The following is an 11,675-nucleotide window of genomic DNA, read 5'->3' on the forward strand; positions in this document are numbered from 1 at the left end:
TTTCTCAGGTTAATGATGAACAGGTTCGTCAAGCCAGCGAATAGACCACGTCCATGACTTTCCGCCCGATTTCCTCCGCCTCGGCCTGCGTGGCTGCCTCGGAATACACACGGATAATCGGCTCTGTATTGCTTTTACGCAAATGCACCCATTTGTCGGGGAAATCAATCTTCACTCCGTCGATGTCGTTCACCTCTTCATCCTTATACATGTCTTTTACTTTCTCCAGAATGGCATCCACATCCGTCTCCGGCGTCAGGTCGATACGGTTCTTGGCCATGAAGTATGACGGATAGGTGGCACGCAGTTCGGACATTTTCTTTCCCGTCCGGGCCAGATAGGTCAGCACGAGGGCGATGCCGACCAATGCATCACGCCCGTAATGCGCCTCCGGATAAATCACCCCGCCGTTACCTTCCCCGCCGATCACAGCACGGGTCTCTTTCATCTTGGCCACCACGTTCACCTCGCCGACCGCAGCCGCGCTGTATTCCCCTCCGCGCATACGGGTCACATCGCGCAAGGCACGGGTGGAACTCAAGTTAGACACCGTGTTCCCCGGCGTATGCTGCAACACATAGTCCGCCACCGTCACCAAGGTGTATTCCTCGCCGTACATCGTCCCGTCCTCGCAGAACATGGCCAGACGGTCTACGTCCGGGTCTACCACGAATGCCAGGTCGTGGCCGCCTTTTTGCATCAAAGCCTTGATGTCGCCCAAGTTCTTTTCCAAAGGTTCGGGGTTATGGCCGAAGTTCCCCGTCGGCTCCGTAAACAGCCCCGTGACCTGCTCCACTCCTAATTGTTCCAACAACCGGGGCAGGATGATGCCGCCCACGGAATTGACGGTGTCTATGGCCATGCGGAAATGCGCCTTGCGAATCGCCTCCACGTCCACTAATTTCAGGTTCTTGACCAAGTCGATGTGCTTTTGGTCGTACGTCTGGTCTTCCCGATAGTGCCCCAGATGGTCCACGTCGGCATATTCAAACGCCTCTTCCTCGGCCAGACGCAATACTTCGTTTCCCTCCTCTTGATTGAGGAATTCCCCTTTTTCATTCAACAGTTTCAAAGCATTCCACATCCGGGGGTTATGCGAGGCCGTGATGATGATGCCGCCGCAGGCTCCTTCCATCGTCACCGCAAGTTCGGTGGTCGGCGTGGAAGCCAGTCCGATGTTGACCACATCGAACCCCATGCCCATCAGTGTGCCACACACCACGTTCTTGACCATCTCGCCGGAAATGCGTGCATCCCGTCCCACCACGATGGTATTGCTCTTCACCGTAGTCGTCCGGCGAATCCATGCGGCGTATGCAGATGTAAACTTCACAATGTCCAATGGATTCAGCGTGTCGCCCACGTGGCCGCCGATAGTTCCGCGTATACCTGAAATAGATTTAATAAGTGTCATAATAAGAGTCTTTATGTGTATAATTGAGTTTCATAATAATTTTACTTGGGGCAAAGATAGATATAAAAACAATAAACGGCGGACATCACCTAAGAAATTCTTGGTAGAAATTTATTGATGGGAGATTTTATTACTATCTTTGTACTTATCAAACCTAAACGAAATATCATGAAACGTAACATTGCACTCGGTATTGCATTTTGCTCTTCTCTCTTCGTATGGGGACAAGGGGAAAACGCAGCGCAAACCTCTGCCACCCCAGAGGCTTTAAGCCAGAAAGTAGAAAAATTCGGCACGGCCATTCCCCAAGAAAAAGTCTTTCTCCACATCGACAACACCTGCTATTTCGTAGGCGACACGATATGGTATAAAGCCTACGTCACGCGCTCAGACCGGCAGACCCTGACCGACCTCAGTAAAATATTATATGTAGAACTGCTCACACCCGACGGTTACTTGGTAGAACGTCAACAGGTGGAAATGCCGGACGGAACGGGACACGGGGCTTTTACGCTTACCGACTCCCTGTACGCCGGATATTATGAATTAAGGGCATACACCCGTTGGATGCTGAACTTCGGGCAGTATGAACACCCGCATTCAAAATGGTCGGAACTGATGTTCTACTTTAAATCAATGGCCAAAGACTTTTTCCGGGATTATGATAAGATTTATTCACGCGTATTCCCGGTATTCGACCAACCGCAAACTCCCGGAGATTACGTCAAAGACATGACGCTCAGGCCGATGCGAAGATACTTCAAATCCGACAAAGGCAAGCCGAAACTCGATCTCCGCTTCTATCCCGAAGGAGGAGACATCGTGGAAGGCACTACCGGAAGAGTAGCGTTCGAAGCCAACACCGAGGAGGGAAAACATATCGACATCGAGTTATCCATACAGGATAAAAACGGGAAGGAAATTGCCCGGACCAAAAGTACGAACCGGGGACGCGGCATATTCACTTTACCGGACATACCGGCTGGAGAGAAATATAAAGCCGTATTCCGATACGAAGGATATGATTATACATACGCATTGCCCGAACCGGAAAAGGAGGGCTGCGCCATGGCTGTCGTACAAAAAGGGAAGGTCGTCAACGCCTCTATCCAATCCTCCGGCCTTCCGGACCCGAAACCGATTCTCGGCCTGCAGGTCATGCACAACGGCGTATCGAAAGCCTATTATGACATCAAGCTCGACGACGGCGGCAAAGCGACCGTCGAAATTCCGTCCGACCAGCTTCCTACGGGAGTAAACCAGTTTACGCTGTTCGACGGGAAAGGACGTGTGTACGCCGACCGCCTGATATTCGTCAACCACCACGAATATGACACACCGCAATTAACCGTCGACGGGGTAAAAGCACAATACGAACCTTTCGAGCCCATTTCCCTGCAACTCCAACTGACGAACCCGACCACCGGCACGCCCAATGTGTCATTGGCGATACGGGACCATGCCACGGACGAACTGACATACGACAACGGCAACATCCTTACGGAAATGCTGTTGGGAAGCGAACTGAAAGGTTTCGTCGAGAATCCGGGTTACTACTTCGAAGCGGACGACAGTATTCGTCGTCAGGCACTTGATCTCCTCATGATGGTACAGGGATGGCGACGTTATTCGTGGAAAACCATGTCGGGCGTCGAACCCATGACCGTCCAGCACATGCCGGAACAACTGCAAACCATTTCCGGTTGCGTGAACAGGATAGAAGACTTCCGGTTGGCCTACGGAACGTATGTCAAAGAAGAAAACTGGTTACCCGGAACAGGAACCATGCGCGCTCCGGACACTTCCGTAGAACGGGACGCCACCATAGAAGACATCATGGAAGCCGCAGACCACCCGAACCAAGAAAACAATGGACTTGAATCCGGCAACACCACAGACAATAACCCGCTGACCCAAATGCTTCAGGACAACCAACGTGATCCGTTCACCACGGGCTCTATCATGAGCAACCTGAAAGAAGAAGTCAATGTATGGCCCACATTCATACAAGGCAACCAGACCATGGACCTCATGCAAACGACGGAGAATGGAATGTTTTATATGAAGACGCCTTTACTTTATGACAAATACATCCTGTTCCTTCCGGCTGCGGACAAAGATAAAGGAGAAGACTACATCAAGGACAAAATGAAGAAAGACTTCACCAACGAGGAGGCTTATCCGGACTATTTTGTCAAATTAAACCGGTTCAATCCCTTATTCCCCAAACCGTACAGCTATTACCAAGATGCGCCGCGCTATGACGCAGACGAACGGTTCGACAGCCAAGGCGGCCAAACATCTTTCACAGACCGCCAGCTTGCCACGATAACCGTACGCACCAAACGGGGAGGACTGCGCAAGCTCGACCTTAGCAAACCGGCCTTGGTAGTCGACGCTTACGAGGCATTCAACCTCACGGCCGACTATGGCATGAGCACCGGCACGCACAACTGGGTCACCTTTCCGCAGCAAGTCGCCCTGACCTATATCGGAGATATGGGCATGGACAGGGACTATTTCCTACAAGTCCGGTATGACGGCAAACCGATAAACCTGAAGAGTACCCGCAAGAACGTTGCCCCACAGCGCATGCTCAACGGCACGCAGATTGAGATTCCCCCCGTCATCACGGCCGGAGAAGGCAAAATGGAGGCTTACAGACACCTCCGAAACTTGGACAAGCTTTATATTTACACGGATTACGCTCCCCGCGAACAAGGCAGCTCCAGGTACAAAGGCGACAACCAACCGGATGTCATCATCGACTACCGTCTATTTCCCAACGACGGCTACCAGCCGACATACCGTGACCGACGTTACGTGTTGGACGGATACGCCGTATGCGAAGACTTCTACAGTCCCGACTACAGCCAAAAGCCCCTGCCGGATACGAAAGACTACCGTCGTACCTTATATTGGGTCCCGAACGTGAAATTCGATGCCGCAGGAAAGGCCACCGTCAATTTGTATAACAACAGCAAACCCACGGTACTCAGCATCCAAGCCGAGGGCATTACGACCACGGGCACCCCCATCGTATGGAATAGCAAAAATTAAAACCAGAACTTACCCCCAATCCCTAAAGCCATGAGGAATTACACTTTTCTTAGCATGTTCAGGAAATACGTGAACTCCAGTCTGATTCTGATTATCGTCACGATTGTGGCCATGATAGTGGCCAATTCCGGTTGGGGAGACGCCTACCGTTCCTTGTGGGAGAAGCCGGTCAGTTTCTCTATCGGTAACTTCAATCTGTTCAGCCACGGTAAAGAAAGCCTCAGCCTGATGGACTTTATCAACGATTTCCTCATGGCTTTGTTTTTCTTTTCCGTGGGGCTGGAAATCAAAAGGGAAATCCTGGTGGGAGAGCTGTCTACACTGAAGAAAGCCTTGCTCCCCATCATCGGAGCCTGCGGCGGCATGGCCATCCCCGTACTGATTTTTTTTCTCACCTGCCCTGACGATGCCCTTATGCTACGGGGGACGGCCATCCCCATGGCTACCGACATCGCGTTCTCATTGGGGGTACTCTCCATGTTCGGCAAACGGGTTCCCATCGGCCTGAAGATATTCTTGGCGACGTTGGCCGTGGCCGACGATTTGGGCGGCATTCTAGTCATTGCAGTTTTCTATTCATCCGAACTACATTTGCAATACCTGGCTTATGCCGGTATCCTACTTGTGATTTTAGCCATCGGCAACCGACGCCACGTCATATCCAAGATGTTCTACATCGTCATCGGAACATTTGTCTGGTACTCCCTGCTGAATTCCGGCATTCATGCCACCATAGCCGGAGTGGTCGTAGCATTCTTCGTTCCGGCACGCCCCGGAGTCTCCGCCCTTCACTTTGTCAAACATCTGCGAAACAAAATCAACCGTTTCCCCATAGACCAGGCAACCACCAACCACAAGGGGACTACTATCCTGTCCAATGAGCAAATCATGTTGCTCAAAAACATAGAACATGCCTCGGACCGTACGATTAGCCCCTTACAGGATTTGGAAGACGCTTTACAGAACCCCATCAACTATTTCGTGATTCCGGTCTTCGCATTCGCCAATGCAGGAGTGAACTTGGAAGGCATCAGTATGGACAGTCTGCTCAACGGCGTAGGCCTGGCAGTCTTTTTAGGATTGGCCGTCGGGAAGTTCGTAGGCGTATTCTCGTTCTCCTGGCTGGCAGTCAAGTTGGGATTCGTCCAACTGCCCCAAGGCTGCAACTGGAAAAACTTTTTCAGCGTCTGCATGCTGACGGGCATCGGTTTCACCGTTTCCATGTTCATTGCCGACCTCTCCTATTATAATATAGGTATAGAGGGCGGCACGCTCCTCAATGATGCGAAACTGGGCATCCTTTGCGGTTCCATCGTAGCCGGTGTTTTAGGCTGGATACTGCTGGCAGTCAATCTTCCCCGGCAAGACCTTGGAGAGCACAATGAAGACCTGCCTTAAACAGAACCCTTATTTTTCCGCGTAAAAACGGCCTTTTTTCTTTTTTTATCCCCGAGATACAAAAAAAGAAGGCAGTTTTTACGTCTTTTACCGTCCTGCTGCGTCATTATTACAGATTGCAGTCTAAAAAACATGAATGAAATATGAAACAAACCCTAAACAGTCATCCGGAAGAGGAACCGAATCGGGAGATAGCCGCATTGATGGAGAGCGAAAGACCTCATTTGCTGCGATACGCCTGTTACCGGCTGGGGAACGTGGACGATGCCGAAGATGCCGTACAAGACATTTTCCTGCAACTGCATACTAAAAGACAAGATGCAGGAGGGCAGCCCTTGGCAGACTTGCGCAGCTACCTCTATCGAAGCCTTTCCAATTTCTGTACCGACCGGCTACGCCGACGGCAGGTACGAGCATTCGTACCGATAGAACAAGTGTCGCACATCTGTGAAGAACAAGTGGAAAACTTCGAACGAGAGTTCCGGCTTATCTCGACCCTGCTGGCGGGAATCCCCGAAGAACAAGCCGAAGTCATCCGGCTCCGCATCCACGGCAACAACAGTTTCTCAGACATTGCCGCCATTTTGGACATTCCGGTCACGACCGCCAAATCCCGATTCCAGTACGGAATCGAAAAAATCAGAAAAGGAATCAAATCCTAAAGTACAAAACCCTAAAAACAGAACATCATGAAATGTGAAGATTTTAAGAAATATATGGCCGACTTATGCGACAAGCAAACCGACCCGGCCATTACAGAAGCTTGCAGACAACACATGAAAGAATGTGCCGCATGCCGTGCTTATTACGAAGACTTCATGCACACGGTAAACTTACTTACACCCAAATACGCCCCCTCGTTCGGGAAAACCCAACCGGCCGTCAGCATCTCTCCTCTTCAGACGACGGCTAAACCGAAGAAGCATCCGTCACACAAATGGATACAAATAGCGGCAGCCGTGGCCATCTTCATGGCAGGATTAGGCACGGGACTCAGCAACTTCTTCTCAACCCAAGCAGAGGCTGTTCCTTCCATCCCCCTCATTTTCGACCAGTCTATCAAGAGTTCACGTAGTGCGGCCAGCTTCTCCATGTCGGTTTACGCCCGTACTACGCCTAACGAAAATTTCGCCTACATCAATCCGAAATCCGGCTTCATGAGAATCAGCCTGGAATCCTTGCGCCAAAACCAAAAGACATTCTGGCGGTTGGAAAAAGAAGGAGGACGCACCATCGTTTCCGACGACGGGAAACAATACATGTGGACCACAGGCGGCCTTGCCGTATGTGGTGACGAAAAGTGCAATTTCGCAGAAGGGTTTTCTTCCTTGCTTCGTCCGGAAACACTCTTGGAGCAACAAAAAGCGGCACTATCCGGCAACCCGCAAGCACACGCGGAAATGACGGAGACCGATTCCACCATCACCATCGTGACCCACACCGATGTGTATGGCAACGCCGTCAGTGCGTCCTTACTTGAGAAAGAAGAAAAAAGCTACCGGTGCACAACGGAAAATGTCTTCTCCAAACGGGACGGTCTGCTGCAACAGGTGCAGATTTGGTGGGAACGTGACGGCCAAAAAACATTGGTGTTGAAAAGCGAACATATTGTCTACAACTTGCCACTCGTCCCCAGCGTGCTCGTGCAACGCCCCGACACCACACAAGTGACCTGGCTGTCGGCCAATACCCCGTCCGTCAAAGACCCGGCACACCTGAGAAAACTAACGAACGAAACCGCACAGGAAGCCGCACAAAGAATCCTGAAGGCCCTTACCGACGGCAAGCCCCAAATGGCCGGCGAAGCACTCTACTATTACACGGCCCAACTTCCTACACTCACCGAAAACATGAAAGGCTGCAAGGTTTCAGCAGTCAGCCAAGCCAAAGAAAAGAAAGACTATAAAGGCGTCATCGTGTTCTACAAACTGACGACTCCGGACGGAAATACTGAAAACCGCCATATCGCTTTGCGTCGCGACAACCCACAGGGAATATGGATGGTAGACGGCGGACTATAAACAGAAAGGAGAGGAACCGGCCACGGTATCCTCTCCTTTTATGAAATACAGTCCATCGTCATTGACGGTCCTGCCAGAGTCAGCAGACCTCAGAACCGGGCTTCACCTCACGGTCTACAGTAATGACACTCAGCGACTCGTCATAGTTCAGCGCCGAAAGTATCATGCCTTGGCTTTCGATGCCTTTCAATTTGCGGGGAGCAAGATTGGCAATGAAGCAAACCTGCTTGCCCACCAGTTCCTCGGGCTTGTAGAATTTGGAGATACCGCTCACAATCGTGCGGTTTTCCAACCCGTCGGCAATCTTGAAGCACAACAGTTTGTCCGCTTTGGGCACTTTGGTGCATTCCAACACCGTACCCACACGGATGTCCAGCTTCTGGAAGTCCTCGAATGCGATATTCTCGCGGATGGGCTTGGCCTTATAGTTGGCTTCCTCGTTGGCTTTTTTCGTGTCCAGCAACTTCTGTACCTGCGCTTCGATTACATCGTCTTCTATCTTCTCGAACAACAATTCCGGTTTGGCCAACCGGTGGCCGGCCTGCAAGAGGTCCGTCCGTCCTAACCGGTTCCACTCGAAACTTTCCATATTCAACATCTTGCGGAGCTTCTCGCTGCTGAAAGGCAGGAACGGCTCGAAAGCGATGGCCAGATTGGCCGTGAGTTGCAAAGAGATGTAGATAATGGTCTTCACCCGCTCAGGATCGGTCTTCACCACTTTCCAAGGCTCGCTGTCGGCGATATACTTGTTACCGATGCGCGCCAGGTTCATCGCCTCCTTTTGCGCGTCGCGGAATTTGAACGCGTCGAGCAATTCTTCCACCTTCGCTTTCACGTCCTTGAACTCATCCAGCGTCTGGCGGTCATACTCCGTCAGCTCGCCGCAGGCGGGCACCACACCGTCGTAATACTTCTGCGTAAGCTGCAAGGCACGGTTCACGAAATTGCCGTACACGGCCACCAGTTCGTTGTTGTTACGCGCCTGGAAGTCCTTCCACGTAAAATCGTTGTCTTTCGTTTCCGGGGCATTGGCCGTCAGCACATAGCGCAACACGTCCTGCTTGCCCGGAAAATCGCGCAAGTACTCATGCAACCACACCGCCCAATTACGCGAGGTGGAAATCTTGTCGCCCTCCAGGTTCAGGAACTCATTGCTCGGCACGTTGTCCGGCAGGATATAGCTTCCCTCGGCCTTCAGCATGGCCGGGAACACGATGCAATGGAACACGATATTGTCCTTCCCGATGAAGTGTACCAGACGGGTTTCGGGATCTTTCCACCACATCTCCCACGAATCGGGCAGCAACTCCTTCGTATTGCTGATATAGCCGATGGGCGCATCGAACCACACATAAAGCACCTTGCCCTCGGCACCTTCCACCGGCACGGGAATGCCCCAGTCCAAGTCACGGCTCACGGCACGGGGCTGCAAACCCATGTCGAGCCAACTCTTGCACTGCCCGTACACGTTGTTACGCCATTCCTTATGGTCTTCCAGAATCCACTGGCGCAACCATGCCTCGTGCTTGTCCAACGGCAGATACCAATGCTTCGTCTCGCGCATCACCGGTTTCGAGCCGCTGATGGCACTCTTGGGGTTGATCAGGTCGGTGGGAGACAGCGACGTACCGCACTTCTCGCATTGGTCGCCGTATGCCCCCTCTGCATGACAATGGGGGCATTCGCCCGTAATGTAACGGTCGGCCAGGAAAGTATGTACCTCCTCGTCGTAATACTGCATGGAGGTTTTCTCCACGAACTCGCCCTTGTCGTACAAGGTACGGAAAAACTCCGAAGCCGTCTCACAATGCACTTTGGACGTCGTGCGCCCGTACACATCGAACGAAATGCCGAATTCCTCGAAAGAGTCCTTGATGATTTTATGGTAACGGTCTACCACGTCCTGCGGCGTGATGCCCTCCTTCTTGGCCCGGATGGTGATGGGCACGCCATGCTCGTCGGAACCGCCGATGAAAAGCACGTCTTCCTTCTTCAAACGGAGGTAACGCACGTAAATGTCTGCCGGAACATACACCCCTGCCAGATGACCGATGTGCACCGGACCGTTGGCGTATGGCAAAGCCGACGTGACGGTTGTTCTCTTGAATTTCTTTTCCATTTTTTATATTTTAAGCAATTATATCCTACACTATCGGGTATTAGATAAACCACTCACGCTCGGCAGAAGCAAGCAAGCTTGCCTCTGCTCTCGCTTAATCGTGGTTTTCATGGCACAAAGTTACGGAATTATTCCTAAATCTCAGGCCAAACCTCCCGACAAATGCCATACGCCGGACACTTGATACCAACGGAAGCCACCTTGCCCTCCTGTTGCACGGAAAAGGCCGACAAGTGACAAAATGTAAGCCATCTGTCTTTTTCATTCAAAAAGAAAATGAGATTTTGTGTGCCAATAAGTTGACTTTTACGACTGACTGAATACATTTATTCACAATTCTCTGCTATTTTTTACTTGTTTTAAGCCAAACAGCGATTCAATCTCAGCCGAACGAAAAACCGTTCGGCTGAAAAAACACTTTTTTTGTCCGCACGTCGCAGCGAAGAGTTCCGCCCAAAGGACGAACAAACACTTGAAAACGGGACGCACACGTGCCTCCACAGCCTCTTTCCACTCTATTTGATGACGCTTCGCTGTCAAAAGCGGCATGTCAAAATGACGCGCAAACGCCGCCCCATACTTGCGCGCCCTTTACTTTTCTACGGATGTCCTGCCCTCCGACAGGACAAAAAGAAACGGAAAATACCCGGTGGCTGACAAGCAGCTTCTCCACTGACGCACGAGAATCGCGTATTTTCAAAAGCCCCCGCGCCCGAGGCCGTACGAAGGATTCTCGCAAGGCGTAAATTAACAAAATGAAAGAAGGACTTTTATTTCATGCTTTGGATTAGCAAATTGTGAACCTTGTCACCTTTAACGAGGCTGTTGCATTTTCATATCCCTGCCTTTATCAGTTTTATTTCCCCATCCTTATTTTCCACAAAAGCCCAAAGCCATCCTTTATCGACAGTCATACAATGTATATTGACAATATCCGACGGAAGGCAATATCTATGCACGCATTCCCCGTCAAAATCAAACTTCAAGATTTCATTGTACCGCTCTTCCGGCCCGGCTAACACGGCGTAAAAACAATCATTTGCCACATGCAGGGCATTAAATCCGACTACTGTCTCCGGACATACGACGACACAAACCGGGACTGCCCCTTGGGCAATGGAATATTTCGGAGCATAGAAGCCTTTCACCAACTTATGGCTTATTTCTTCCCCACTCAAAGACAATATCTCAAAGGCCGCCCCTATCCCGGTGGTTATGACAATATGTTTTTCATCCGGAGAAACACCAAAAGACGCCAAATTACCCCAAAGCGACCTGTTGTTCTCTTCTTTTTCGTCCAAAACCGGGAAATCCGAATATGTGGCAAGCACCTTTGATTGATTAAAGATTTGAATCCTATTCTCAGGATGGTTACCAAATCCAAGGAAACGGTTGTCTGATAAAGCCAAGACCTGATAGAAGCGATGCTCCACGGGGCGTTCGCTTTCCACTTCTTCCATTCTTATCACATCTTGAACAGGATTGCCTACACCCAATGCCTCTTTTACGGAAAAGCAAACAGTATATTGTGTATTGTAATCGTACACGCAACAAGTCTTCTTATCCTTAGACAAGGACAATCCTTGCGGCAAGATAAATTCTCCGTGCGCCCGTCCCCATTCACCAAAACTTTTAACTACATACCCTTTCGTATGAATAAAAT

At 50.8% G+C, this 11,675-nt stretch carries 7 protein-coding genes; 4 read left to right on the forward strand and 3 right to left on the reverse strand.

From position 1 onward, the window contains the following. Positions 1 to 28: 28 nt before the first annotated feature. Positions 29 to 1,414: a phosphoglucosamine mutase gene (gene glmM, locus HMPREF9441_RS16910; RefSeq protein WP_008623233.1), complete on the reverse strand. Its 1,386-nt coding sequence runs from the start codon at positions 1,412 to 1,414 to the stop codon at positions 29 to 31. 117 nt (positions 1,415 to 1,531) lie between these two features. Between glmM and HMPREF9441_RS16915 the strand changes: the two genes are divergently transcribed. The 4 genes from HMPREF9441_RS16915 (at position 1,532) to HMPREF9441_RS16930 (ending at position 7,893) form a co-directional block, all read left to right on the forward strand. Beyond that, complete coding sequence (locus HMPREF9441_RS16915; RefSeq protein WP_008623234.1) at positions 1,532 to 4,474, forward strand: hypothetical protein; 2,943 nt, start codon at positions 1,532 to 1,534, stop codon at positions 4,472 to 4,474. Positions 4,475 to 4,504: 30 nt separating this feature from the next. After that, positions 4,505 to 5,872: a Na+/H+ antiporter NhaA gene (gene nhaA / locus HMPREF9441_RS16920; protein ID WP_008623235.1), complete on the forward strand. Its 1,368-nt coding sequence runs from the start codon at positions 4,505 to 4,507 to the stop codon at positions 5,870 to 5,872. 143 nt (positions 5,873 to 6,015) lie between these two features. Beyond that, positions 6,016 to 6,534, forward strand: coding sequence for an RNA polymerase sigma factor (locus HMPREF9441_RS16925; protein WP_008623237.1), 519 nt, complete (start codon positions 6,016 to 6,018; stop codon positions 6,532 to 6,534). Between the two features lie 27 nt (positions 6,535 to 6,561). After that, the gene (locus HMPREF9441_RS16930; RefSeq protein WP_008623238.1) at positions 6,562 to 7,893 is read left to right on the forward strand and encodes an anti-sigma factor family protein; all 1,332 of its coding nucleotides are present in this window, start codon (positions 6,562 to 6,564) and stop codon (positions 7,891 to 7,893) included. Between the two features lie 79 nt (positions 7,894 to 7,972). Here HMPREF9441_RS16930 and metG read toward each other — a convergent pair whose 3' ends face one another. Both metG and HMPREF9441_RS18175 read right to left on the reverse strand, forming a co-directional pair. Beyond that, positions 7,973 to 10,012: a methionine--tRNA ligase gene (gene metG, locus HMPREF9441_RS16935; protein WP_008623239.1), complete on the reverse strand. Its 2,040-nt coding sequence runs from the start codon at positions 10,010 to 10,012 to the stop codon at positions 7,973 to 7,975. A gap of 833 nt (positions 10,013 to 10,845) precedes the next feature. Next, on the reverse strand, positions 10,846 to 11,675 hold an 830-nt coding region (locus tag HMPREF9441_RS18175; protein ID WP_008623253.1), incomplete at its 5' end, for a BF3164 family lipoprotein.

It is taken from the genome of Paraprevotella clara YIT 11840, from assembly GCF_000233955.1.
Taxonomy (GTDB): domain Bacteria; phylum Bacteroidota; class Bacteroidia; order Bacteroidales; family Bacteroidaceae; genus Paraprevotella; species Paraprevotella clara.

What these genes read in the sequence shown, in the direction of transcription:
- HMPREF9441_RS16915 (WP_008623234.1), top strand. Translation starts at nt 1,532, where the DNA reads ATGGGAGATTTTATTACTATCTTTGTACTTATCAAACCTAAACGAAAT.
- HMPREF9441_RS16930 (WP_008623238.1), top strand. Translation starts at nt 6,562, where the DNA reads ATGAAATGTGAAGATTTTAAGAAATATATGGCCGACTTATGCGACAAG.
- nhaA (WP_008623235.1), top strand. Translation starts at nt 4,505, where the DNA reads ATGAGGAATTACACTTTTCTTAGCATGTTCAGGAAATACGTGAACTCC.
- glmM (WP_008623233.1), bottom strand. Translation starts at nt 1,414, where the DNA reads ATGACACTTATTAAATCTATTTCAGGTATACGCGGAACTATCGGCGGC.
- metG (WP_008623239.1), bottom strand. Translation starts at nt 10,012, where the DNA reads ATGGAAAAGAAATTCAAGAGAACAACCGTCACGTCGGCTTTGCCATAC.
- HMPREF9441_RS16925 (WP_008623237.1), top strand. Translation starts at nt 6,016, where the DNA reads ATGAAACAAACCCTAAACAGTCATCCGGAAGAGGAACCGAATCGGGAG.